Source organism: Brevundimonas sp. G8 (genome assembly GCF_902506205.1).
Lineage (GTDB): Bacteria > Pseudomonadota > Alphaproteobacteria > Caulobacterales > Caulobacteraceae > Brevundimonas.
Map to the genome: position 1 here is coordinate 1800403 of NZ_LR732816.1, position 24309 is coordinate 1824711.

Genomic DNA, 24309 nt, shown 5'->3' on the forward strand with positions numbered 1-24309 from the left:
CGATGATCCCATTTGTCGGGACGCACGCCTTTACGGCCTAGCCGCTGTCTTTGGCCGCTTCCGCACGCGAGGCCAACACGTCCAGCACGTCCTGAAACACCATGTTACGGGCATGGAGAAGAACGAGCAGGTGATAGATCAAATCCGCAGCCTCGCTGGCGAGTTCCTCGTCAGGGCCTGCGACGCCGGCCAGAGCGGTCTCGACTCCCTCTTCACCGACCTTCTGGGCGATACGTTTGGGCCCCTGGGCGATTAGTTTGGCGGTCCAGCTTTCGGACGGATCGGCGGCGGCGCGCACGGCGATGGTCTGTTCCAGCCGGGCGATGCGGCCAACGCCCGGCGCGTCGGCCTCGCCGAAGCAGCTGGTTCGGTTCAGGTGGCAGGCGTTGCCCACGGGCCGCACTGACAAAACCAGTGCGTCGTTGTCGCAGTCGGGCGTGACGCCCACGACATACAGCCGGTCGCCGGAGGTCTCTCCCTTCCTCCACCGCCCGCCGCGCGAGCGTGAGAAGAAGGTGGCCTCGCCAGACGCGAGGGTCTCATCCAGGGCGGCGCGGTCCATATAGGCCAGGGTCAAAACCTGAAGCGTGGCGGCGTCCTGCACCACCACGGGAACCAGGCCGTCGCCCTTGGCGAAGTCGATGGTGTTTGGATCGAGTGTCATATCCGCATCTCCAGGCCTTGGTCGGCCAGGTATTGTTTGAGGTCGGGAATGGCGATGGCGCCGGTGTGGAAGACGCTGGCGGCCAGGGCGCCGGAAACGTCGGCCTGTTCGAACACGGCCTTGAAATGCTCGGGCGCGCCGGCCCCGCCCGAGGCGATCAGGGGGATGGTCAGGCGCGCGCGGGCGGCCGACAGCTGTTCGATGTCGTAGCCGCGTCGAACCCCGTCCTGATCGATGCAGTTCAGCACGATCTCACCAGCGCCCAGGCCCTGCGCCTCGTCCAGCCAGTCAAGGGTGCGCTTGCCGGCGTGGCGACGCGCGTCGGGATCGCCGGTGTATTTGTGAACCACCCAGTCGCCGTCTTCCAGACGACTATCGACGCCGACGACGACGCACTGGCTGCCCAGGCGCGCGGCCATTTCGGCGATTAGGTCGGGGCGCTCCAGGGCGGGAGAGTTGATCGACACCTTGTCCGCGCCGTGATCCAGGCAGCGGGCCGCCTGGTCCACGCTGCGAATGCCGCCGGCGACGCAGAAGGGGATGTCCAGCAGCCGGGCGATGTCCTTGATCCAGCCATAGTCCAGCGTCCGCCCCTCGGGGCTGGCGGTGATGTCGTAGAAGACCAGTTCGTCGGCGCCCGCGTCGCGATAGCGGGCGGCCAGCTCCGCCGCATCGCCCATGTCGGTATGGCCGACGAACTTCACGCCCTTGACCACCCGTCCGTCCTTGACGTCCAGGCAGGGGATGATGCGCCGCGCTGTCACGACCGTTTAGCCGTCGCGATGGCTTCGGGCAGGGTAAAACGGCCTTCGTAAAGGGCGCGGCCGACGATGACGCCATGACAGCCCAGGGCCTTTACAGCGGCGATGTCCTCCAGCGACGAGACCCCGCCCGAGGCCTGGAGCACCAGGTCGGGGCGGCGCTGACGGATTTCGGCCAGCAGATCCAGGTTCGGCCCGGTCATTGCGCCGTCGCGGCCGACATCGGTCACCAGCAGGTGTTTGGCCGTCCCCTTGGGATAGCGATCCAGCGCCTCCCACAGAGTCACGCCCGACGACTGGGTCCAGCCTTTCAGGGCGGGAACGGGCACGCCGCCCTCGATCTTGACGTCCAAGGCCAGGGTGATGCGTTCGACGCCGAAGCCCTTGAGCCAGGCGGACACGTCGCTGGGTTGGGTCACGGCGAGAGAGCCGACCACGACGCGCGACACGCCCGCGTCCAGCAACTTGGCCACGTCGTTGGCGCCACGGACGCCGCCGCCCGACTGGATCTTGACGTCGATGGCCTGGGTCAGTTCGCCGATCAGGCCGTGCTGGCGCGCTTCGCCCGCCTCGGCGCCGTCCAGATCGACGATGTGGATCCACTGCGCGCCCTCGGTCGCAAAGGCGGTCAACCGGGCGGCCGGTTGTTCGTCATACCGGGTCACCTGGTCGAACTTGCCGTGCATCAGGCGCACGCAGACGCCGTCCTTCAGGTCGATGGCGGGATAGATCAGCATGAGAGGCCCAGGAAGTTCTTGAGGATGGTCGCCCCGGCCTGGGCCGAGCGTTCGGGGTGGAACTGGCAGCCCCAGCGGTTGGCGGATCGCACCATGGCCGGGACGGCCCCGCCATAGTCGGCGCGGGCCAGGGTCGCCGGGCCGTCGGGGCAGACGAAGCCGTGGACGAAATAGGCGTAGGCGCCGTCGGCGACGCCGTCCAGCAGCGGGTCGTCCCGGTCGCGGGTCAGGCGGCTCCAGCCCATGTGCGGCACCGGCAGGTCGCCCGCCGGTTTGAGCCGGGATACGGCGCCGGGGATGAAGCCCAGCAGATCGACACCCTCGCCCTCCTGGCTGGTTTCGAACAGCAGTTGCTGGCCCAGGCAGACGCCCAGCAGGGGGCGCGGAAAGGCGCGGATCGGTTCGACCAGACCCAGTTCGGCCAAGCGGCTCATGGCGTAACCGGCCGCGCCGACGCCGGGCAGGATGACCCGCTCGGCGTCTGCGATCACGGCGGGGTCGTCGGTCAGGCGTACGGTCGCGCCCAGCCGTTCCAGCGCGAACTGGACCGAGGCGACGTTGCCGGCGCCGTAGGCGATGACGGCGACCTCGGTCACAGCACCCCCTTCGTGGACGGCACGGTGTCGCCCTCGACGCGGATGGCCTGACGGAGCGCCCGGCCGAAGGCCTTGTAGACGGCCTCGGTCTTGTGGTGGTCGTCCTGGCCTGTGACCGAGATGTGGACGGCGGCGCCCATCGCTTCCGCCAATGAACGAAAGACGTGGGCCGTCAGGTCGGTGCGATAGTCGCCGATAAAGGGCGTCTCGAACGTCCCTTCGAACACCGGATAGGGGCGACCCGACAAGTCGATGGAGACGGTGGCGTTGGCCTCGTCCATCGGCAGGACGAAGCCGTAACGGGCGATGCCCTTGCGCTCACCCAACGCCTGTTTCAGCGCCTGGCCCAAGGCGATGGCGCTGTCCTCGATGGTGTGGTGCGGATCGGTGTGCAGGTCGCCCTCGCATTGAAGCCGCAGGGAAAAGCCGCCGTGAGCCGCGATCTGCTCCAGCATGTGATCGAAGAAGCCGACGCCGGTTTCGATCTTGACCGGGCCGGGCGCGTCCAGATCGACGGCGCAGACGATCCGGGTCTCCTTGGTGTCACGCACGGCCTGGCCTACGCGGGCCGGGCGGCGCTTGGCGGGCGTGAGGCCGAAGGCGGCCAGCAGCCGGTCGTTGACCTCGGCTTTGATGGAGAGGGGCAGACGTAGGCGGTCGCCAGACAGGTCGGCCTCGACGCCGTAGGCCTTCAGACCGGCCAGGGCGGCGGCGGGGTCTTCCGGTCGGGCCATGATGATGGGGCCGACGCCGGGTTCGACCGGCATCTGGCGGGCCAGTTCGCGGGCGATCCGCTCGCGCTCGCGCCGGACCGAGGCGATCCGCTCGGCGGTCTCGATCATGCGGGAAGGGTCGAGCGCCTGCATCGCCAGTCGCACCAGGGGTTCGGGCAGGGCGTAGGGCTCCAGCATCGAGGCGAGGCGGGCCAGGGTTTCGGCTTGTGCTATCGCCGCGCCGACGCGGGCGCCGGCTAAACCATAGGCTAGGGACAGGCTGCGCAGGACGATCAGGTTCGGCTGATCGGCGACGACGGTGGCGGCCGACACGCTGTCGGAGAATTCGATCAGGCCCTCGTCCACGACCAGCAGTGTGGGAGCGACGCGGGCGGCCATTTCGGCGACGGCCTCGGGCGAGCCGAGGGCGCGGATGACCACGACTGCGGGTTCACCCCTGGCCGGATAGATGGCGGCGAGACTGTCGTAGGGCTCGGCCTTGGGGGCCTCGACCGAACCGCCGTCGCGGGCGGCGAGGCGCCAGGCCAGCTCCAGCCCGTGGGTCAGGCCGCGGACGGGCAGGACCTGGTCGGCAGGCACGGCGTAGACGGCGGCCATGCGGGCGCCCAGAGCCGAGGCGTCGCCGGGATAGCGGTCCAGGCCTTCGCCGCCGGAGACCAGCGGGGGGTAGGGGGCGGGCAGAGTCATTGGATGGCGCCCCGGACAAAACGAGGTGCAATCAGTGCAATTGGTCTCAAATCGGCGCCCGAAAAACAGGGTGCAATGTGTGCAATTCGCCTGAATGCGGTCACGACAAAAGAGGGTGCAATTGGTGCACTTCGTCCATTCAGGGCTGGGCGACGCACAGGAGGTGGGGCGAGGGCGGGGTCTTGTCCAGAGGCTGCGGCGATCATCCCTCGCTCCTCAAATCGGCGGCGCGGGCGTGGGCTTCGAGGCCCTCCATCCGGGCGAGGCGGGCGGCTATGGGCGCCAGCGCGCGGGCGCCGGCCTCGGTCACCAACTGAACCGACATGGTGGTCATAAAGCTGGCGGTGGTGACGCCGCCCAGGGTGCGGGCGCCGCCGTCGGTGGGCAGAACGTGGCTAGGACCTGCCGCATAGTCGCCCAGGGTCTCGGCGGCGAACCGGCCGACGAAGACGGCGCCGGCGGCCTTGATCGAATCGACCAGGGGTTCGGGGTCGTCGATCTGGATCGCCAGGTGTTCAGGGCCATAGAGGTTGGCGACCTCTGCGGCGTCGTCGAGATCGCGGACCAGAATGGCGCGAGCCTCGTTCAACGAGGCGCGGGCGATGGTTTCGCGCGGCAGGGTGGCGATCTGAACCTCAACCTCCGATAGGATGTAGTCGATGGTGGCGCGGCTGGTGGACACCAGGATGACCTGGGCGTCGGCGTCGTGTTCAGCCTGGCTGAGCAGGTCGGCGGCGGCGATCTCGGGCGCGGCGTCGCGGTCGACGATGACCATCAGTTCGGACGGGCCGGCCGGCATGTCGACGGCGGGGCCGCCCGGCAGGGCGGAGGCCTGCTTCTTGGCCTCGGCCACATAGGCGTTGCCGGGGCCGAACAGCTTGTCGCAGGCGGGGATGATCCCGTCCTCCAGTTCGACGCCGAAGGTCAAGGCGGCGATGGCCTGGGCGCCGCCCATCAGCCAGAGGGCGTCTAGGCCCGCCTCGGCAGCGGCCAGGATCATGGCGGGGTGGACGCCGCCATCCTTGTTCGGCGGGGTGACGGCGACGCGCTGGCCGACACCTGCGACCCCGGCCGGAATGGCCAGCATCAAGAGGGACGAGAAGAGGGGCGCCGTGCCGCCGGGGATGTAGAGACCGGCCGAGGCGAGGGGCCGCCAGGCCAGTTTCGAGCGCACGCCGGGCGTGGTCTCGATGAAGGGGGTGTCCTCCGGCTTGGTCGCCTGGTGGAAGACACGGACATTCTCGGCTGCCATGCGCAGGGCGCGGGCGTCGGCGGGCGGCAGGGCGCCCCGCGCCTCGGCGACGGCGCCGGGCGTGATGGCGATGCGACGCGGCGGCGCCTTGTCCAGCTTCAGGCACCAGTCGGTGACGGCCGCCCCGCCGCGTTCGCGCACGTCGTCCAGGATGGTGCGGACCACTTCGGTCACGTCGCCGGCGGTGCGCTGGGCAGGGCGGGCCAGTGCCGCTTTCTTGCCGGTGGCATCCAGGGCCGACCAGTCGATGCGTTTGAAGGCGGAGGTCATCACATCATCTTCTCGATGGGCAGGACCAGGATGGCCGAGGCGCCGGCGGCCTTCAGCTTCTCCAGCGTCTCCCAGAAGACGGCCTCCTGACAGACGGCGTGGACGGCGACCGCGTCGTCACGACCCATCAGGGGCATGACGGTCGGCGAACCGGCGCCGGGCAGGATGGCCGTGATCTGGTCTAGCGAGGCGCGGGGCGCGTTCAGCATGACGTATTTGGCGCCCTGCGAGGACACGACGCCGGACATGCGTTCGATCACGCTGTCCAGAAGGTGCTGCAGGCCGGGCTCGGGCGCGACGGGAGACTGGATCAGGACCGCCTGGCTTTCCAGCACGGTGTCCTTGGCGCCCAGGCCGTTGGCCTCCAGCGTCGCGCCGGTCGAGACCAGGTCGCAGATGGCGGCAGCCAGTTTGAGCCGAGGCGCGACCTCGACGGCGCCGCGCATGACGACGATGTCGGCCTTGACGCCGCGTTCGTCGAGGAAGCGGCGCAGGATCTTCGGATAGGACGTGGCGATGCGCAGCCCGTCCAGCGAAGCCGGGCCGTCATAGGCCAGGGTTGGGGGGGTGGCGATCTTCAAGGTGCAGCGGCCGAAGCCCAGCGGCATGACGATGGAGGCGTTGGCCCCGCCGTTCTTTCCCTCTTCCAGCACGTTCTCGCCGACGATCCCCAGGTCGCAGACGCCGTCGGCCACGAAAGTCGGGATGTCGTCGTCGCGCACGCGCAGCAGGTCGATCGGATAGTTCTCGACCCGATAGAGCAGGTCGTTGTGACCCTTGACCCATTTCAGGCCCGCGTCGCGGATCAGGTCGAGGCTGCGGTCGGCCAGACGGCCGGATTTCTGGACGGCGATGCGAAGCCGGCCCTGGACGGTGCTCATGTTCGGATACTCAGTTCTTGTTCTTCAGGCGATCCAAGGCGAGGCGATAGCCCTGGTGCGGCATGTCTTTCAGATAGCGGGCCACGCGGACGACGGTGGTGGGGCTGGCATGGGCCTCGGCCGCGATCTCGCGATAGGATTTGCCGCCGGCGTCCAGCAGGCGCGCCACCTGCCAGCGCTCGGAGAAGGCGCGTAGTTCCGCCGGGGTGCAGAGATCAGCCAGAAAGGCGTCGATCTCGGCGCGCGTCTGCATCGACAGCAGGGCGTCATGAAGGGCGTCATGGGCGGGCGGGGTCGTCATGCGCGTTCCACTATGCTGTAACGGTGGAACGGTCAAGGGGGCGTCTTCTTCCGGCGAAGCGGGGAGGGGGACCGCGCGAAGCGTGGTGGAGGGGCTCTTGAAGTCCCGCGGACGCTTGTAATGCGGTGAAGAACCCCTCCGTCACGGCGCAAGCGCCGCGCCACCTCCCCATCGCTTCGCGACGGGGAGGAGACAGGACGTGCGGCGCGCATTATCTCCCGTATCATGACCAAGGTTCTCATCATCGGCGCTGGACATGCGGGCGGTTCCGTCGCGGCCTTTCTGCGGCAGTACGGCCATGAGGGGCCGATCGTGCTGATCGGCGAGGAGGATGCGCCGCCGTATCAGCGTCCGCCGCTGTCCAAGGCCTGGCTGAAGGGCGAGGCGGATCTGGAGGCGCTGCTGCTCCGGCCGCTGAGCTTCTATGAAGAACAGGGGATCGACTTCCGGCCTTCGACCGTCGCCGTGTCGGTGGACCCGGAGGCGAAGATGGTCGCCTTCCATGACGGATCGTCCGAGACCTATGACGTCCTGGTGCTGGCGACCGGGTCGACGGCGCGGAAACTGCCGGTTCCGGGCGGGGATCACCCCGACCTGTTGGAACTGCGCACGCTGAAGGACGCCGAACGGCTGAAGGCCGTGCTGGGGCCGGGCAGGCGGTTGGCGGTGGTCGGGGGCGGCTATGTGGGGCTGGAGGCGGCGGCTTCGGCCCGCGCCCTGGGCGCAGAGGCGGTGGTGATCGAGCGGGCGTCGCGCGTCCTGGCGCGGGTGGCGTCGGAGACGCTGTCGGCCTTCTTCACGGCCCAGCACCGGGCGCACGGGGTCGAGATCCTGACCGACGCAGAGGTGGTCGCCGTCGCCCATGACGGCGTGACCCTGGCGGACGGGTCGGTGGTGCGGGCGGATGCCGTGCTGGTCGGGGTTGGGGCGCTGGCGTGCGAAAGCCTGGCGCGGTCGGCGGGTCTGACCTGTGATGACGGGGTGGTGGTGGACGGCGAAGCGCGCACCAGCGACCCGGCCATCTTCGCCGTCGGTGACATGACGCGGCGGCCGATCCCGGTTCACGGCGGGGTGCATCACCGGCTTGAGAGCGTGCCCAATGCGCTGGAACAGGCCAAACAGGCTGCGGCGGCCATCGTCGGACGCACCGGGCCGACGCCCGAGGTTCCGTGGTTCTGGTCGGATCAATATGACTTCAAGCTGCAGATCGCCGGCTTGCCGTTCGACGCGGACCAGCAAGTGGTGCGCGGCGATCCGTCGGCGGGGGGATTTGCGGTGTTCCACCTGAACGGCGACAGAATCGTCTGCGTCGAGGCCGTCAACGCCCCGCCGGAGTTCATGGCCGGCAAGCAGTTGATCGGCAAGGCGACGCGGGTGGACTTGGGCAAGCTGGCCGATCCTGCGACTTCGATGAAGGCTGTGGCGGCCGGGTGACCCGAAGCCTTTCCCTCCCCGTTCCGGGGAGGGGGGTCGCGTAGCGACCGGGTGGGGGCGGCCCGGCAGGGTCGCACTTGCTGGTGATGCGAGACAAGTCGGTGGGATGTCGCCTTGCCGCCCCCACCCGACCTCGCTCCGCTCGGCCACCCTCCCCCGCAGGGGGAGGGAGAGGTGCGGCGCCGCTCCTCGTCGCCGCAGTGCAACAAAACTGTTGCGCTTTTCGTTTGGGGACGATCAAGCTGCGACTTCAACGCGGCGGGGGCGAATGACGAGAGCTTTCGACGAAATGAACGGCGGCGGGTCGGGTGCGATCCGTGACAGCTACAAGACCCTGGCGGCATGGCTGGAAAACGCGCCGGCCGATCTGCTGCAGGCGCGCTCGCGCCAGGCGGAGCTGTTCTTCCGCCGCATGGGCGTGACCTTCGCCGTCTATGGCGACGAGGAATCCAACGAACGCCTGATCCCCTTCGACGTCGTGCCGCGCATCATCGGCGCGGACGAATGGAGCGGACTGGAAAAAGGGTTGAAGCAGCGGGTCACCGCCATCAACGCCTTCCTGAAAGACATCTATGGCGCGCAGGAATGCATCAAGGCGGGCATCGTCCCCGCCGACCTGATCCTGACCAATCCGCACTATCGGCCCGAGATGCAGGGGCGCCGTCCGCCGGGCGATGTCTGGTGCCATATCTCGGGTGTCGATCTGGTCCGTACCGGCGAGGACGGCTTCTACGTGCTGGAAGACAACTGCCGCACGCCGTCGGGGGTCTCCTACATGCTGGAGAACCGCGAGATGATGATGCGGCTGTTCCCCGATCTGTTCGCGGAACACGCCGTGCGGCCGGTCGAAATCTATACCGACATGCTGCTGCGTTCGCTCCAGGCCTCGGCGCCGGCGGGCGCGGGGGCGGACCCGACTATCGTCGTCCTGACGCCGGGGCCGTTCAACTCGGCCTACTATGAGCACAGCTTCCTGGCCGACAAGCTGGGGGTCGAACTGGTCCAGGGCACCGACCTGTTCGTCAATGACGACACGGTCTTCATGCGCACGACCGAGGGGCCGAAACGGGTCGATGTCATCTATCGCCGCATCGACGACGACTTCATCGATCCCCTGACCTTCATGCCGAACTCGACGGTCGGGGTGCCGGGACTGATGTCGGCCTATTTCGCCGGGCGCGTCACACTGGCCAATGCCATCGGCACGGGCGTGGCCGACGACAAGGCCGTCTATACCTATATGCCCGAGATCATCCGCTTCTTCACCGGCGAGGATGCAATCCTGCAGAACGTGCCGACCTGGCGTTGCCGCGAGGCGGATGCCTTGAAAGAAGTGCTGGATAAGCTGCCGGAACTGGTGGTCAAGGAAGTCGGCGGATCGGGCGGCTACGGCATGCTGGTCGGGCCGACTTCGACCAAGGCCGAGATCGAGGCCTTCCGCGCCAAGTTGATCGCCGACCCCGATGACTTCATCGCCCAGCCGACGCTGAGCCTGTCGACCGCCCCGACCCTGAACGGGGGCGATCTTTCGCCCCGCCACGTCGATCTGCGGCCGTTCGTCCTGTCCAGCCCGGCCGGGGTGCGGGTCGCGCCCGGCGGCCTGACGCGGGTCGCGCTGAAAGAGGGGTCGCTGGTGGTCAACTCCAGCCAGGGCGGCGGAACCAAGGACACCTGGGTGCTGGACAACTGATGCTTTCACGCACTGCAGACAGCCTTTACTGGACCGGCCGCTATATGGAGCGGGCGGATTTCCTCGCGCGGATTCTTGAGGCGGCCATTCGCCTGGCCGCCTTGCCGGCCAAGGACCAGGCCACGGTCACGGCCTGGGCGGGCGCCATCGCCTCGTCGGGGGTCAAGAGCGGCTTCGACGCCTCGGGGCGTACAATCTCCGAGAAGTCGGTCCGGGAATATCTGGCCTTCGGCTACGACAACTCCACCTCGATCAAGGCCTGCATCACCAAGGCGCGGACCAATGCGCGTTCGGTGCGGACGGCCCTGACCATCGAGTTGTGGGAGGCGATCAACGGCGCCTGGAACGGTCTGAACGAACTGGGCGAACCCACCAAGCGGGACGACTTCACCAACTTCCTCGACTTCGTGAAATCGACGTCCCTGGCGGTCGAGGGCGCCTCGTCGCGGACCATGCTGCGCAACGACGCCTACTGGTTCCTGCGGCTCGGCATGGCGATCGAGCGGGCGGACAACACCGCGCGCCTGCTGGACGTGAAATATCACCTGCTGCTGCCGCCCGGCGAACGGGTGGGCGGACAACTGGACTATTTCCAGTGGACGACGCTGCTGCGCGAGGTCTCGGCCCTCACCGCCTATCGCTGGGTCTATCGCGAGAGCGTTCGGCCCTGGCTGGTGGCGGACCTGCTGGTTCTGAACCGCCAGATGCCGCGTTCGCTGGCGTCGTGCCAGGGGATGATCGTCAGCTATCTGGAGCGGCTGGCGACCGATTACGGGCGGCGCGGCCCGGCGCAGCGGTTGGCCTCCAACCGCCTGACCCAGTTCAACGAGGCCAAGATCGAGGACATCTTCCAGTCCGGCCTGCATGAATATATTCAGGGTTTCCTGAACCAGAACAACGCCCTGGCTGCGGCCGTCCAAGAACAGTATCTGGTCTGACCATGCGGATTCGGATCGACCACTCCACCCGCTATGCCTACGCCCGCCCGGCGCGGTTCATCGTGCAGATGCTGCGGCTGACGCCGCGCTCGTGCGAGGGCCAGCAGGTGCGCGACTGGCGCATCGAGACCGATGTGGACGCCCGCCTGCGTCGCAGCGAAGACGCCTTCGGCAATGTGGTTCACAGCCTCTATACCGAGCGGCCGACCGACGCCCTGACCATCCGGGTCACGGGCGAGGTGGCGACGGTGAATACGGGCGGCGTGGTGCGGGGCCAAGCCGAGCGGCTGTCGCCCATCGTCTTCCTGCGCGAGACGCCGATGACCAAGCCAGATGCGGCCATTGACGACTTCGCCCGCTCGATCCCTGAAGGCGCGACCCTGGGCCGGATGCATGCCCTGATGGGGGCGCTGAAGCAGGATGTGGCGTTCGAGGTCGGCTCGACCTCGGCCAGCCACACCGCCGCCGAGGCCTTCGCCCAAAAGCGCGGCGTCTGTCAGGATCACGCCCAGATCTTCATCGCGTCGGCGCGCCGGATGGGGGTTCCCGCCCGCTATGTCTCGGGCCACCTCAGCCGCCAGGACGGCAAGCACGACCAGGACGCCGCCCACGCCTGGGCCGAGGCCTGGGTCGAGAACCTGGGCTGGGTCGGCTTCGATCCGGCCAACGGCATCAGCCCGACCGAACACTATGTCCGCGTCGCTGTCGGTCTGGATGCGCGCGAGGCCACGCCGATCCGGGGCACCAGCTATGGCGGCGGTCAGGAGACCCTGACGGTCGCCCTGAATGTGCGGCCCGTGCAACAGACCCAACAACAACTGCAGTCGCGCGGATGGCCCTGATAGGCATGTCGCGCGAATCTGTTAGCGTCATCGGATTCGCAACGCGGGGAGCGGATAGAGCGAAGTGACCTATTGCGTAGGCATGCTGGTGGACGAAGGGTTGGCGATGATCGCCGACACGCGCACCAATGCGGGCGTGGACAACATCTCGTCCTACCGAAAGCTGCACATCTACAAGTCGCCCGGCGAGCGGATGCTGGCGGTGGCGACGGCGGGCAATCTGTCGGTGACCCAGACGGCGCTGGCCATGGCGTCGGCGGGTGTGAAACTGCCCGACTCCATCGACGTCGAGACGCTGGAGACCGCGCCGACCCTGTTTCGCGCGGCCCAACTGCTTGGCCATGCGATGGCCAGCGTGCGCGCCAGCATCAATACGCCGCCGACCCCGACGGCCGACGGGCTGAACGTCACGGCCTCCATGCTGCTGGGCGGTCAGATCTCGGGCGGCAAGATGGGCCTGTATCTGATCTATGGTCAGGGTAATTTCATCGAGTGCGGGCCGGACACCCCCTATCTTCAGATCGGCGAGCTGAAGTACGGCAAGCCCATCCTTGATCGCGCCCTGCACAGTTCGACGACCTTGTCCGAAGCGGTGAAGCTGGGGCTGATCTCGTTCGACTCGACCATCCGTTCGAACATCGCCGTCGGGCCGCCGCTGGACCTGATCGTCATGCCGCGCGACCAGCTGAGCGGCACCGCGCGGCGTATCGAAGCCGATGATCCCTATTTCCGCGATCTGGGCCGCCGCTGGTCTGAGGCTCTGGCCGCCGCCCACCGCGCCATGCCCGATCCGACCTGGCTGGATGTGGACAAGACGCCGGCGCCGAGGGCGATGACCGTCGTGAGCTGATTAAGATTGCGATTTGTTCGCAATTTGGCTTGTGCGACATATTGAAGCTGGTTATTGCGACCGCATCGCAAAATCAGACCAAAAGGTCGCAAGACTATGTCCGACTCCCGCGCCGCCGCGCTCCGCTCGCTCCTGTTCGCCTCCAGCGCCGCCGGCATGCTGATCGCCGCCCCCGCTTTCGCCGCTGACGCCGCCGCCGAAGACGGGGTGATCGTCACGGCGGACCAGCAACAGCCCGCCAATCTGGGCACCATCGACGTCAATGGGCAGCGCGTTCGCCGCGAGCCGCAATCCTCCAAGTTCGTCGCCCCCCTGGTCGATACGCCGCGCAGCGTCACCATCATTCCTCAGCAGGTCATCGAGCAGATCGGCGCGACCTCGCTGCAGGACCTGTTGCGCACCTCGCCTGGCATCACCTTCGGCGCAGGCGAGGGTGGCCAGCCGCTGGCCGACCGTCCGTTCATTCGCGGCCAGTCGTCGGGCAACAATATTTTTGTCGACGGCATCCGGGATTCGGGAGGCCAGCAGCGCGAAGTCTTCAACCTGGAACAGGTCGAGGTCGTGAAGGGGCCTGACTCGGCCTATTCCGGCCGGGGTTCGGGCGGCGGCTCGATCAACCTGTCGTCCAAGTCGCCGAAGCTGGTGGACTTCACCAATGTCTCGCTGGGCGCCGGCACGGACAGCTACTGGCGCGGCACGATCGACCAGAACTGGGCCATCAGCGACACCGCCGGCTTCCGCATCAACGTCCTGTCGGCTTCGGGCGATGTGGCGCGTCGCAACGCGGTCGATTACGACAAGCTCGGTGTCGCCGCCTCGTTCGCCGTGGGCATCGACACCGATACGACCGCGACGCTCAGCCTCAACTACCTCGATAGCAATCAGATGCCTGACTACGGCATTCCGCTTTATACCAAGCGCGGCGGCGCGACGGCGCCGCGCGAGAATGCCGAAGGCATTCTGAACGTGCCGTACGACACCTTCTACGGCCTGACTGCGCGCGACTATCTGAACAATACGGTCAAGAGCGCCACCCTGGTGCTGGAGCATCGGCTGACGCAGAACCTGACGCTGCGCAACAGCACCCGCTATGCCGAGACGCTGAACGACTATGTCGTCACCAATCCCGGCGACGGCGGCGCCGCCGTCCTGATCGGCGACACCTGGTGGATGAAGCGGGGCCTGAAGTCGCGCTGGAACCCTGTCGATACGACCGCCAACGTCACCGAACTGTTCGGCACGTTCAATACCGACGCAATCAAGCACAGCTTCAGCCTGGGCGCCGAATTCACCCATGAGGTCAACAAGAACGCGTCTTGGACCGTGACGTCTCTGACGGGAACCGCCTGTCCTGCGCCGCTGACCGGCGTGGACTGCACCCCGCTCTACAACCCCAATCCGAGCGATCCGTGGACGGGCACCAAGGTTCGCGGCGCCGTCACCTCGAACACGACGGACACCAAGGCCATCTATGGCTTCGACTCCATCGAGATCGGCGACAAGTGGTTGGTGAACCTCGGCCTGCGCTGGGACGACTATTCGGTGGACGGTGTCGCTTCGACGGGCGCCTCTGTCGCCGAAGCGTCGTGGGACTTCGTGAACTATCAGGTCGGCGTAGTGTACAAGCCGACCCGCCAGACCAGCGTCTATGCGTCCTATTCGACCTCCTCGACGCCGCCCACGATCAGCGGCGGCGACGGCAACTCCAGCGCTACACCGGCCCAAGCTGTGCTCGATCCGGAAGACACGACCAGCTATGAGGTGGGCGCCAAGGCCAGCCTGTTCCGCGACCAGCTTCAGTTGAGCGCGGCGGCCTTCCACCTGACCCGCAAGAACGCCAATGTCGTGGTCGGTCCCGCACCGACGGATTTGGGTCAGGTCGGCGAAATCCAGGTCGATGGCGTCGAGCTCGGCATCTCCGGCAACATCACGCCCCTGTGGCAGGTGTTCGGTGGTTACACCTATCAGACCAGCGAACTGGTCAAGGGCGCCGTCACCTTCCCTGTGCCGGGAGGCCCCGCCGTGCCCAGCCCGCTGGAGGGACAGGCCTTGGGGAATACGCCCAAGCATAACGTCAGCCTGTTCTCGACCTATAAAATCACGTCGAAACTGACGGCCGGCGGCGGCGTCTATTATGTCTCGCGCTCCAACGGCGGTAACCAGGGCGGCGCCGGCGGCGGCACGAATGCGATCTACGCTCCTGCTTATACTCGCCTCGACGCCTTCGCCTCCTACGACCTGACGGATCGCGCCACCCTGCAACTGAACGTGCAGAATGCAGCGGACGAGGATTACATCATCCGCACCAACGGCGTTCACCATGCCGACCCGGCGCCGGGGCGTTCGGCCACCCTGGCCCTGAACCTGCGCTTCTAAAGGCCGCCTTCGCAGCCTATCCTGACGGCCCCGCGATCCCCCGCGGGGCCGTTTCTTCTTTCCGAACGAGGCCGTCGTGCTGCTGCAGATACCGGAAGTCTTCTCCAAGGCCGAGGTGAAGGCCTTGCGCGAACGGCTGGACGCCGGTCCCTGGAGCGACGGCAACGCCACCTCGGGCCATCAGTCGGCGACGGCGAAGAAGAACCTGCAACTGCCCGAGGATTCTGAGGTCGCGCGAGAGGTCTCGGCCCTGGTCGTTCAGGCTTTGAACGCCAATCCCATGTTCGTGGCAGCGGCCTTGCCGCACACGATCTTTCCGCCCCTGTTCAACCGCTACGAAGGCGGGGGCGAGTTCGGCCTGCATGTGGACAACGCCATTCGCCAGGCGCGCGGGGGCGGGGCGATGCGCATCCGCAGCGACCTGTCGGCGACCCTGTTCCTGTCCGAGCCCGAGGATTACGACGGCGGCGAGTTGATCATCGAGGAGATGTACGGGTCGCAGTCGATCAAGCTGCCGGCCGGCGATCTGGTCCTGTATCCGTCCAAGAGCCTGCACAGCGTCACGCCGGTGACGCGCGGGGCGCGGGTGTCGTCCTTCATGTGGATGCAGAGCCTGGTCCGCGACGACGCCGACCGCGAGACGTTGTTCCGCCTGGACATCGCCACCCAGCGGGTCGGGCTGGACAAGGGACCCAAGGATCAGGCGGTGATCGAACTGACCGGCGTCTATCACAATCTGCTGCGTCGCTGGGCCGAGGTCTGAGGCGCAAGGTGTCGCGGCGCTGCTGAATGCTATTGCAACCCGTTCGCAACAATGGCACAGCGACGGCGTGACCGAACTCGCCACACAGCGTCAGGCCGAAACCGCAGCCAAGGGGCCCAAACCCAAGGCGGCGCTGAACGGCGCGCGGTCGTTTTGGCTGAAACAGCTTCATAGCTGGCACTGGATTTCGGCGGCGGTCAGCCTGGTGGGCATGATCCTGTTCGCCGTCACCGGCATCACCCTGAACCACGCGGCCTCGATCCCCGGCAATCCTGTCACGGTCGAACAGACCGCGACCCTGCCGGCGCCGCTGTTGCAGCGACTGGCGGCCTTCCCGCAGGAGACGACCGATCCCGTTCCCGACTCCGTCGCGCGCTGGGCGTCCGAGGCGCTGAAGGTCGAGATCGCCGGCAAGCCGACCGAGACAACGCCCGAAGAAGTCTACGTGGCCCTGGCCATGCCGGGCGGCGACGGATGGGTGACGATCGACCGTTCAAACGGCGATACCCTGCATGAGAAGACCACCCGTGGCTGGATCGCCTACCTCAACGACCTACACAAGGGCCGTAACGCCGGCTCGGTCTGGTTCTGGTTCATCGACGTCTTCGCCGTCGCCTGCACCATCTTCGCCCTGACGGGGCTGGGCCTGATGTTCCTGCACGCCAAGGGTCGGCCCTCGACCTGGCCGCTGGCGGCGTTGGGCCTGCTGATCCCCGTCGTCATCGCCCTGATCTTCATTCACTGACGAGTTTTCCGATGCGCCTGCTCCCCATCGTCATCACCACAGTCGGCCTCGCCGCCGCCGCTGCGCCCGTCATGGCCGCCGACCTGACGGTGTCGGTCGAGATTCCGCGCCTGAACACCGCCTCCTATCACCGCCCCTATGTCGCCGTGTGGATCGAGAAGCCGGACCAGTCGGCCGAGCGGACCCTGGCCGTCTGGTATCAGCAGACCCGCAACAACGAAGGCGACGGCAAGGACTGGCTGAAGGACCTGCGCACCTGGTGGCGCAAGGGCGGCCGGGCCATGAGCCTGCCGGCCGACGGCGTGTCGGGCGCGACCCGCGCGCCGGGTCGCCAGACGGTCACCTTGCCGGCCGCGCGCCTGGCCGGCCTGCAACCGGGCCAATACAACATCGTCGTCGAGGCGGCCCGTGAGCTGGGCGGCCGCGAGGTCGTGCGCGTGCCCTTCCGCTGGGGCGCCGCCAACGCCGGCGCCGGAACCGGCTCTACCGAACTGGGCGCCGTGCGCGTCGCCGTCTCTCGCTAAGGATCATGACCATGAAGAAGACGATCGCTCTCCTCACGCTGGCCGCAGCCTTGGCCGCCCCCATGGCCGCCCAGGCGCACCGCGCCTGGCTGGCGCCGACGGCCACGACCCTGTCGGGCACGGACGCCTGGGTCGGGTTCGACGCCGGCATGTCGAACCAGGTGTTCAACCCCGATCACGCCGCCATGCGCCTGAACGGCCTGGCCATCACCGCGCCGGACGGTTCGGCGGTTCAGCCCGAGCACGCCATGCAGGGCCAGTATCGCTCGACCTTCGACGCGCACCTGACGCAGAACGGCACCTACAAGATCGCCAACGTCATGGGCGGCGTCATGGCCAGCTACAAGCTGAACGGCGAACAGAAGCGTTGGCGCGGCGCGGCGGCCGAATATCCGGCGGGCCTGCCTGAGGGCGCGACCGACGTGCAGGCGACCCGCACCGCCAGCCGCATCGAGACCTTCGTCACCCTGAACAACCCGACCGACACCGTCTTCAAGACGACCGGCGAAGGGCTTGAGCTGGTTCCCGTGACCCATCCCAACGACCTGGTCGTCGGCGAGCCCGCCACCTTCAAGCTGCTGAACAATGGCCAGCCGGCGTCGGGCCTTGAGGTCACCGTGGCGCGCGGCGCTATCCGCTATCGCGACAATCCCGAGGAATCGACTGTCACGACCGGCGCCGACGGCGCCTTCACCGTGACCTGGCCGGAAGCGGGCATGTACTGGCTGAACGCCTCGGTCCGCACCGAAGGTCAGGGCGAAACGCTCGGTTCCAACGCCAGCTATGTGGCGGCGATGGAAGTCCTGCCCTAAGCGACAGGGATGTCAGACACACCCTTCTCGCGCGGTTCACGCGCCGCCCCGCCCACGGTCAATCTCGGTGACGCCAGCCCGCTGGCCGACCGCGCCGACAACCGCGTGCTGGTGCCCGTCATCGCGAGGGCACCGCCCCGTCCGCCCAGCGACCTGATCCGTGCGCTGGGCGGCGAGACCATGGGCACGACCTGGAGCGCGCGCGTGATCGCACCTCCAGGCGTGGGCGAAGCGGCGATCCAAGACGCGATCGAACAGGAGCTGGCGGCCGTCGTCGCCCTGTTCAGCCCGTGGGATCCGTCCAGCGAGATCAGTCGATTCAATAATGCGCCGGCCGGTTTCTGGGCGGTGTCGCCGCCGTTCTGGGATCTGGTGGATGCGGCGATGACCCTGGGGGACGAGACGAACGGGGCGGTCGATCCGACGCTTGGAGCGCTGGTCGACCTGTGGGGTTTCGGCCCGCCCGGACCACGCTCGGCCCTGCTGCCTGTGCCGTCCGAGGATGAGATCGCGGCGGCCATGGCCGTGTCCGGCTGGCAGAAGCTGCGGCTGAATCCCGAGGCGCGCGGCGTGATGCAGATGGGCGGAATGAAGCTGGATTTCTCCGGCATCGCCAAGGGGCATGCGGTGGACCGGGTGTCCGACCGGCTGATGGCGATGGGCGCGACCTCGCACCTGATCGAGATCGGCGGCGAGTTGAAGGGACGCGGCGTCAAGCCGGACGCCCAACCCTGGTGGGTTGAGATCGAGCGGGTCGAGGGTTCGCCTGCACCCCACACCGTGGCGGCCCTGTTCGATTTAGCCGTGGCGACCAGCGGCGATTATCGCCGGGCGTTCCGCCATGACGGCCGGCTGTATCCCCACACCCTCGACGGTTCGACCGGGCGCCCGGTCAGCAACAATCTGAGCTCGGTCACGGTGCTGCACGCCTCGGCCATGATGGCCGACGCCTACGCCACGGCGCTGACGGTCATGGGGCCGTTCGAGGGGCCGGAGTATGCCGAGGCGCTGGGGCTGATCGCCCACTTCGTCGAGCGCACCGAGCGCGGGCCGGTCGAGCGGATGACGTCGGCCTTCGCCGCCCTTATGGACGATCCCGACGGAGATCGGCCGGGGTGACAGCCGATCCGCAGCGCTGGCTGTGGGCGGTCGGGGCGTTCCTGCTTTGGCTGGCCCTGATCGCCGTCATCGTCTGGCGCGAACGCCGGGCCAGGGCGGCGGCGCGCGCGCAGTCTGACGTCTTTTCGGGCGCTGGGGCCGGGGCGGGCGAGGGCCAGGCGGTGCTGATCGCCTTCGCCAGCCAGACGGGTTTCGCCGAGGAACTGGCCTGGATGACGGCGCGCGCCTTGAGCGACGGCGGCGTGGGCGCGCGCGTGGTGTCTTTCGCCGATCTGGACTTGCAGACCCTGAAGGCGACGGACCGGGCGCTGCTGATCGTCTCCACGACGGGGGAGGGCGATCCGCCCGACAGCGCGGCCCGGTTCGTGCGCAAAACCATGGGCGCGACGGCGAAATTGTCAGGGCTGCGGTTCGGTCTGCTGGCGCTCGGCGACCGCAGCTACGACCAGTTCTGCGGCTTCGGCCATGCTGTGGACGGTTGGCTGAGACGGTCGGGAGCCGAACCCCTGTTCGATACGGTCGAGGTCGACAACGGCGAGGCCGGCGCCATCCGCCACTGGCAGCACCAGCTGAACCAGATCACCGGCAGCGTCACCGCCCCCGACTGGACCCCGCCGGCCTACGACCCCTGGCGGTTGGTCGAGCGGACCCTGGTCAATCCCGGCAGTCCGGGCGGCGAGGCGTTTCATCTGGCGTTCGAACCTGTGGACGCGGCGCCCGACTGGTCGGCCGGCGACATCGCCGAGGTGGGCCTGCCCGAGCGGGACGGCGTCACGCCAGGCTCGCGCGAATATTCCATCGCCTCCCTTCCGTCGGACGGCCGGGTCGAGTTCCTGATCCGCCTGATGCGCCATCCCGATGGGACGCCGGGCTTGGCTTCGGGCTGGCTGACCCAAGACCTGGCGGTCGGCGGCGAGATCGGGATGCGGCTGCGCACCAACCGCAGCTTCCACGGCCCGGCGGACGCGACGCCGATGATCCTGATCGGCAACGGCACGGGGATCGCCGGACTGCGGGCGCACCTGAAGACGCGGACAGCGGCAGGCGGGGCGTGGCTGTTGTTCGGCGAACGGACGCAGGCGCACGACGCCTTCTTCGATGCGGAACTGCAGGCCTGGCGGGCGTCGGGCGTGCTGCGGCGGCTGGACCGGTCCTTCTCGCGCGATGCGGGCGACGGGCGCTATGTGCAGGATCTGGTCGCGGCGGCGACGGACGAGCTGCGAGACTGGGTCGCGCGCGGGGCGACGATCTATGTCTGCGGCAGCCTGGAAGGGATGTCCCAAGGTGTGCATGCGGCGCTGGAGAATGCGCTGGGCGCGGATGTGGTGCTGACGATGCTGGAAGACGGGCGGTATCGGCGGGACGTCTATTAGGCTTCGGCCATGTCGGTCCGTTGGTTAGACCGTGATGCCGTCAGAGCCGCGAGGCTGGCGAAGCTGAGGAAAAACGTGATCGCATACTCTGCATAGGTCGGCGCCACATAGATGCGCCAGGTTTCGCTGCCTAACGCAGGCCATTGACCCATAGATGCACGGATTACGCTTTGGTCCACAATGAGCCAGACCGCCGGAACTACGACCAGCATCGTAGCCACGAGAACAGTGGCAATCGCCGAAAGGCGTCGTCCAAACAGCCATGCCCCGACGACGACCAGCGTTCCGATGATCCAAGCCATAAGCATTTCCGGACGACCATAGATTGGCAACAGCCAAAATGATCGGATAAGCGGCAGGCTCGGCCATACTGCAAGCAGCGCTACATAAAGAATGGCTGAGCAGGCCATTCCGCAAACGCCGGTCAAGAATGTGGCTCGCTTTAACTTCAAGCGATCAAACTAACCCAACCGCCCCAGCAGCTCGGCCGCAAATGTGGACAGGGTGTCGTCGCGCGCCCCCATGACGATGATGCGGTCCCCCGGTTGAGCGATCTCCACGATCCGGTCGCCGCACGCCGCGCGCGTCGCGAGCGCCTCCGCCTGACGGCCCGCGGCGCGGACGCCGGAGGCGATGTCCTCGGACCCGACGCTGCGGTCGGTGGTGCCGCCGTAATAGACCGGCTCGGGCATCAGCAGAACGTCGTCCTCCCGCATCAGACCGGCGAAGCCGTCGATGAACTCCGACTTCATCAGCTTCAGCGGGCCAAACCCGTGCGGCTGGAACAGGATCAGCAGCCGCCCGTCGAAGGCGTGCAGGGTCTTCAGCGTGGCGGCGATCTTGTCCGGGTTATGGGCGAAGTCGTCGATGACGGTGATGTCGCCGGTCGTCCCGACCACCTCCATGCGGCGACGGATGCCGGCGAAGGTCTCCAGCGCCTTGACCGCCTCGCTGGTCGGCACGCCCAGCGCCCGGGTCGCGCCCAGCGCCGCCAGCGCATTGGCGACATTGTGCGCGCCGGGGACGTTCAGGATGACATCGTGCTCGCTCCAGCCCTCGATCAGGCGGAACTTCATGCCCGTCGGCAGGGGCTGGAGATCATGGCCGGACAGGTCGGCCTTCTCCTCGCCCAGGCCGAAGGTGATGGCCTTGCCGGCGGGCAGGGTCTGCGCCAGGGCCGCCGTCTCGGGATTGTCGAGGTTCAACACGGCCGTCGTCGCACGGGCGGTGAAGCCGCCGAACAGGTTGCGCAGTTCCTCCATCGACTTGTGGTCCAGCGAGATGTTGGACACCACGGCGACCGTCGGGTCATAGCCGGCGATGGAACCGTCGCTTTCGTCCACCTCCGACACGAACACGTCGGGGCCGCCGATCAGGGCGCTGGCGAACGGATGGTCGGCGTCGGCGAAGTTCTTCATCACCGCCCCGTTCATGACGGTGGGTTGGCGGCCCGCCTGATGCAGGATCCAGGCGATCATGCCGGTGATGGTGGACTTGCCGCTGGTGCCCGCCACGCCGACGGAGGTCGAGGCGGCGTTGAAGATTTCGCTGAGCAACTGGGGCCGGGTCTTTATGATCGCGCCGGCGCGTTTCGCCGCCCCGATGTCGGGCACTGTCTCCTCGATGGCGCCGGTGGCGATCACGGTCTGATCGGCGCGCGTCACGCCCGACCCGTCCTGGGGATGCAGGGTCACGCCGTGGGCGCGCAGCCAGTCGAACTTCTCGGGCGTGCGGCCTTGATCCAGCGCGCGGTCCGAGCCCTCGATGGCTGCGCCGCGCGCCTGAAGGATCATGGCCAGGGGCAGCATGCCCGACCCGCCGATGCCGCAGAAGAAATAGGAGGCGTCTTGGTTCATGCCCCCTTAGAACAGGGGATCGGGCCGGTCCGCCAGTGGGGATCGCAAAAACGACGAAGAAGGCGGGCGTGGATACCAACAGCTTCAAGATCGGCGTCGTCTGCGCCAGTTCGCGGTTTTCGAAAGAGCGCGCCGAGGCGGTCGCGGTCTGGATGGCGCAGAACCATCCCGACCGCGACGTGGCGGTGGTGTTTCATCCCGCCTGCTTCCTGAAACACGGCCATTTCGCCGGCGACGACCGGGCGCGCGCCGACGCCTTCGTGGAGTTCGCCAACGACCCGCGCATCGACGCCATCTGGTTCGCGCGCGGCGGCTATGGCTCGTGTCGCATCGCCGACGCGGTGATCCCGCGCCTGGACGCCACAGCCCGCAAGAAGCGCTACATGGGCTATTCCGATGCGGGCAGCCTGCTGGCCGGGATGTACAAGGCGGGTTTCCAGCATCTGGCGCACGGGCCGATGGCCTCGGATTCGGTGCGCGACGACGCGACGGCGAAGGGCGCCCTGTCTTGGCTGACCACCGGGCGGACCGACTGGATCGAGCCTTCGCTGGCGACCGATCCGCGACCGGCCGTGGCCTTCAATCTCACCATCCTGAACGAGCTGACCGGCACGGCGCTGGAGCCGGATTTGTCCGGTCACGTCCTGATGCTGGAGGAGGTGTCGGAGGCCGCCTACCGGATCGACCGGATGATGTTTCATTTGACCAGCCAGGCGAGCATTCGGCGTGTGGCCGGGATTCGCCTGGGGCGTGTTTCGGATGTCACGCCAAACGATCCCGATTTCGGACAGACTCCTGAGGAGATCGTTCGATACTGGTGCCTGAGATCGGGCATAGCCTTCCTCGGAAACGCCGATATTGGGCACGACGGCGCCAACAAGGTCGTGCCCTTCGGTCGCGCGTGAGGCAAAGTGCACGCGGCGAAAAAGACACAGTCTCGCCTTGATCCGCAGCGCCGCCGCACCCGCCCTCTCGACAGAACGCCGGTCCTGACCTCAGATGCCGGTCCGCGAGGCGTTAGGACTTCGTTAGCCAAGGCGTTGGGGGACGCGGCGGTTTACGCCTTCTGCGATGCGGCGGTTCGTTCGGATATCGGGGGATGCCCGGACGAGCCGCCTGATCGCCCTTGCTGGCGATCAACCGTTCAGACTGAGCCGATCTAGATATAGCGCCCATGCTGTGCGCCCGGCTGGGGTCAGGACGACACGCATGCGGGGCTTGCGACCTAAAAAGCCGCGACGAAGCTGAACGTAGCCCAAGGCCTCCAGCCGCATCAGGTTGCTGGACAGACTATTGTTGGCAACCTCCAGCTCGGCGGCCAGTCGGGTGAAGTCCTCGATTTCGGCGCTCGAGAGATAGGCCATCACCGCTCGTCTCAACCGATGTGAAAAGGCGGGATCGCCGTCGGATGACGCCTTCACCTGCGGGCCTGGCGCATCAGGATGACGGCCGGGATGAAGGCCAGGCCGATCAGGCTGGCGCACATGATCGGCAGGGCGTCGAATGTTCCGACGCCGACCCAGGCCAATGCGGCTGCGGCGGCGAAGCTTCCCAGGCCGACCAGAACCAGCCAGCGACGATCGCTGGTGATGGCTGTGATCCACCAGGCGCAGCCCCATAGAATGAGCACGACCGAGGGCACGATATGGGCGGTGTGCACCGACTCGTTCGACATCTCGTTTCGCGTGAACATCGGGAAGACGATCACGGTCATCACCAGGGCGATGAAACTGGCGGACCAGGTCGCGAAAGCGGTTCGACTGAGGCGGACCCTGTTTGGCCCTATGGTCCTCCAAGCCGTCCAAGCCAGGGCGGCGAAGACGCAGAGGTGTGAGCCGATGATGGCCCACATGCCGACGAAATTCGAAATGGGGCCTGTGACGGGCATTCCGGGTTGCGGTACGCCATCGATCAAGCACGCGACCAGAATGGCCAGCAGAGCAAAGCCGTAAGCGCCGCCGAACACGGCGATCAACAGCAGGAAGGGCGCGGGTGCTCCTCGACCTGCGATCGCCAGTCGCTTGAGATAGGCGAGATCGTCCGCCTCAGGGCGCGTGGGGCTGTCAGTCATCAATGCTCTCCAAAAGGGATCTGATAACTTTGA

Annotated in this window: 25 protein-coding genes; 13 read left to right on the forward strand and 12 right to left on the reverse strand. The window is 67.3% G+C overall.

The genetic code is table 11. The annotated features are described in order from the left end of the window. Positions 1 to 37: 37 nt before the first annotated feature. The 8 genes from hisIE to CHRYSEO8AT_RS08820 all read right to left on the reverse strand — a co-directional run bounded on the left by hisIE (position 38) and on the right by CHRYSEO8AT_RS08820 (position 6883). A complete protein-coding gene (gene hisIE / locus CHRYSEO8AT_RS08785; protein WP_159849176.1) occupies positions 38 to 664 on the reverse strand; it encodes a bifunctional phosphoribosyl-AMP cyclohydrolase/phosphoribosyl-ATP diphosphatase HisIE in 627 nt (208 codons plus the stop codon). Further along, the gene (hisF, locus tag CHRYSEO8AT_RS08790) at positions 661 to 1428 is read right to left on the reverse strand and encodes an imidazole glycerol phosphate synthase subunit HisF (protein WP_159849178.1); all 768 of its coding nucleotides are present in this window, start codon (positions 1426 to 1428) and stop codon (positions 661 to 663) included. Before hisF ends, hisIE begins: the two co-directional genes overlap by 4 nt. Next, positions 1425 to 2162 (reverse strand): 1-(5-phosphoribosyl)-5-[(5-phosphoribosylamino)methylideneamino]imidazole-4-carboxamide isomerase, encoded by a 738-nt coding sequence (hisA, locus tag CHRYSEO8AT_RS08795; RefSeq protein ID WP_159849180.1) that lies wholly within the window; start codon positions 2160 to 2162, stop codon positions 1425 to 1427. The genes hisF and hisA overlap by 4 nt, the downstream gene beginning before the upstream one ends. After that, positions 2156 to 2758, reverse strand: coding sequence for an imidazole glycerol phosphate synthase subunit HisH (hisH, locus tag CHRYSEO8AT_RS08800; protein WP_159849182.1), 603 nt, complete (start codon positions 2756 to 2758; stop codon positions 2156 to 2158). Before hisH ends, hisA begins: the two co-directional genes overlap by 7 nt. Then, entirely contained in the window at positions 2755 to 4179 is a 1425-nt protein-coding gene (gene hisB / locus CHRYSEO8AT_RS08805) for an imidazoleglycerol-phosphate dehydratase HisB (protein ID WP_159849184.1), read from the reverse strand. The genes hisH and hisB overlap by 4 nt, the downstream gene beginning before the upstream one ends. Before the next feature lie 202 nt (positions 4180 to 4381). Next, positions 4382 to 5701, reverse strand: a complete 1320-nt coding sequence (hisD, locus tag CHRYSEO8AT_RS08810) for a histidinol dehydrogenase (RefSeq protein WP_159849186.1) — start codon at positions 5699 to 5701, stop codon at positions 4382 to 4384. Beyond that, positions 5701 to 6582: an ATP phosphoribosyltransferase gene (gene hisG / locus CHRYSEO8AT_RS08815; RefSeq protein ID WP_159849188.1), complete on the reverse strand. Its 882-nt coding sequence runs from the start codon at positions 6580 to 6582 to the stop codon at positions 5701 to 5703. Before hisG ends, hisD begins: the two co-directional genes overlap by 1 nt. Before the next feature lie 10 nt (positions 6583 to 6592). Continuing rightward, on the reverse strand, positions 6593 to 6883 hold the full coding sequence (locus CHRYSEO8AT_RS08820) for a YerC/YecD family TrpR-related protein (RefSeq protein WP_159849190.1): 291 nt from the start codon (positions 6881 to 6883) through the stop codon (positions 6593 to 6595). Positions 6884 to 7108: 225 nt separating this feature from the next. On the opposite strand from CHRYSEO8AT_RS08820, the gene CHRYSEO8AT_RS08825 reads away from it, so the two are divergent. The 12 genes from CHRYSEO8AT_RS08825 to CHRYSEO8AT_RS08880 all read left to right on the forward strand — a co-directional run bounded on the left by CHRYSEO8AT_RS08825 (position 7109) and on the right by CHRYSEO8AT_RS08880 (position 20349). Further along, positions 7109 to 8317, forward strand: coding sequence for an NAD(P)/FAD-dependent oxidoreductase (locus tag CHRYSEO8AT_RS08825; RefSeq protein WP_159849192.1), 1209 nt, complete (start codon positions 7109 to 7111; stop codon positions 8315 to 8317). 268 nt (positions 8318 to 8585) lie between these two features. Next, positions 8586 to 10007, forward strand: a complete 1422-nt coding sequence (locus tag CHRYSEO8AT_RS08830) for a circularly permuted type 2 ATP-grasp protein (RefSeq protein ID WP_159849194.1) — start codon at positions 8586 to 8588, stop codon at positions 10005 to 10007. Continuing rightward, positions 10007 to 10945 carry an alpha-E domain-containing protein gene (locus CHRYSEO8AT_RS08835; RefSeq protein ID WP_135193667.1) on the forward strand — a complete coding sequence of 313 codons (939 nt, stop codon included), beginning with the start codon at positions 10007 to 10009 and terminating at the stop codon, positions 10943 to 10945. The genes CHRYSEO8AT_RS08830 and CHRYSEO8AT_RS08835 overlap by 1 nt, the downstream gene beginning before the upstream one ends. 2 nt (positions 10946 to 10947) lie before the next feature. After that, positions 10948 to 11787, forward strand: coding sequence for a transglutaminase family protein (locus tag CHRYSEO8AT_RS08840; RefSeq protein WP_159849196.1), 840 nt, complete (start codon positions 10948 to 10950; stop codon positions 11785 to 11787). Between the two features lie 64 nt (positions 11788 to 11851). Continuing rightward, the gene (locus CHRYSEO8AT_RS08845; protein ID WP_159849198.1) at positions 11852 to 12637 is read left to right on the forward strand and encodes a peptidase; all 786 of its coding nucleotides are present in this window, start codon (positions 11852 to 11854) and stop codon (positions 12635 to 12637) included. Between the two features lie 96 nt (positions 12638 to 12733). Beyond that, positions 12734 to 15013, forward strand: a complete 2280-nt coding sequence (locus CHRYSEO8AT_RS08850; protein ID WP_159849200.1) for a TonB-dependent siderophore receptor — start codon at positions 12734 to 12736, stop codon at positions 15011 to 15013. A gap of 76 nt (positions 15014 to 15089) precedes the next feature. Continuing rightward, a complete protein-coding gene (locus tag CHRYSEO8AT_RS08855; RefSeq protein WP_159849202.1) occupies positions 15090 to 15776 on the forward strand; it encodes a Fe2+-dependent dioxygenase in 687 nt (228 codons plus the stop codon). A gap of 67 nt (positions 15777 to 15843) precedes the next feature. Next, a complete protein-coding gene (locus tag CHRYSEO8AT_RS08860; RefSeq protein WP_159849204.1) occupies positions 15844 to 16521 on the forward strand; it encodes a PepSY-associated TM helix domain-containing protein in 678 nt (225 codons plus the stop codon). An 11-nt stretch (positions 16522 to 16532) separates the two neighbouring features. After that, a complete protein-coding gene (locus CHRYSEO8AT_RS08865; protein ID WP_159849206.1) occupies positions 16533 to 17045 on the forward strand; it encodes a DUF2271 domain-containing protein in 513 nt (170 codons plus the stop codon). Between the two features lie 11 nt (positions 17046 to 17056). Continuing rightward, a complete protein-coding gene (locus CHRYSEO8AT_RS08870; RefSeq protein ID WP_201304391.1) occupies positions 17057 to 17857 on the forward strand; it encodes a DUF4198 domain-containing protein in 801 nt (266 codons plus the stop codon). Positions 17858 to 17866: 9 nt separating this feature from the next. Beyond that, positions 17867 to 18976 carry an FAD:protein FMN transferase gene (locus tag CHRYSEO8AT_RS08875; RefSeq protein WP_159849210.1) on the forward strand — a complete coding sequence of 370 codons (1110 nt, stop codon included), beginning with the start codon at positions 17867 to 17869 and terminating at the stop codon, positions 18974 to 18976. Next, entirely contained in the window at positions 18973 to 20349 is a 1377-nt protein-coding gene (locus tag CHRYSEO8AT_RS08880; RefSeq protein ID WP_159849212.1) for a sulfite reductase subunit alpha, read from the forward strand. Before CHRYSEO8AT_RS08875 ends, CHRYSEO8AT_RS08880 begins: the two co-directional genes overlap by 4 nt. Here CHRYSEO8AT_RS08880 and CHRYSEO8AT_RS08885 read toward each other — a convergent pair. Beyond that, the gene (locus CHRYSEO8AT_RS08885; protein WP_159849214.1) at positions 20346 to 20777 is read right to left on the reverse strand and encodes a hypothetical protein; all 432 of its coding nucleotides are present in this window, start codon (positions 20775 to 20777) and stop codon (positions 20346 to 20348) included. The two genes, CHRYSEO8AT_RS08880 and CHRYSEO8AT_RS08885, sit on opposite strands and share 4 nt — an antisense overlap. Positions 20778 to 20810: 33 nt before the next feature. Next, positions 20811 to 22205: a UDP-N-acetylmuramate--L-alanine ligase gene (murC, locus tag CHRYSEO8AT_RS08890; RefSeq protein WP_159849216.1), complete on the reverse strand. Its 1395-nt coding sequence runs from the start codon at positions 22203 to 22205 to the stop codon at positions 20811 to 20813. Positions 22206 to 22273: 68 nt separating this feature from the next. On the opposite strand from murC, the gene CHRYSEO8AT_RS08895 reads away from it, so the two are divergent. Then, the gene (locus CHRYSEO8AT_RS08895) at positions 22274 to 23110 is read left to right on the forward strand and encodes an LD-carboxypeptidase (RefSeq protein ID WP_159849218.1); all 837 of its coding nucleotides are present in this window, start codon (positions 22274 to 22276) and stop codon (positions 23108 to 23110) included. Between the two features lie 231 nt (positions 23111 to 23341). Here CHRYSEO8AT_RS08895 and CHRYSEO8AT_RS08900 read toward each other — a convergent pair whose 3' ends face one another. Beyond that, complete coding sequence (locus tag CHRYSEO8AT_RS08900) at positions 23342 to 23689, reverse strand: transcriptional regulator (RefSeq protein ID WP_255451474.1); 348 nt, start codon at positions 23687 to 23689, stop codon at positions 23342 to 23344. Beyond that, the gene (locus tag CHRYSEO8AT_RS08905) at positions 23623 to 24276 is read right to left on the reverse strand and encodes a hypothetical protein (RefSeq protein WP_159849222.1); all 654 of its coding nucleotides are present in this window, start codon (positions 24274 to 24276) and stop codon (positions 23623 to 23625) included. The genes CHRYSEO8AT_RS08900 and CHRYSEO8AT_RS08905 overlap by 67 nt, the downstream gene beginning before the upstream one ends. Between the last annotated feature and the right edge of the window lie 33 nt (positions 24277 to 24309).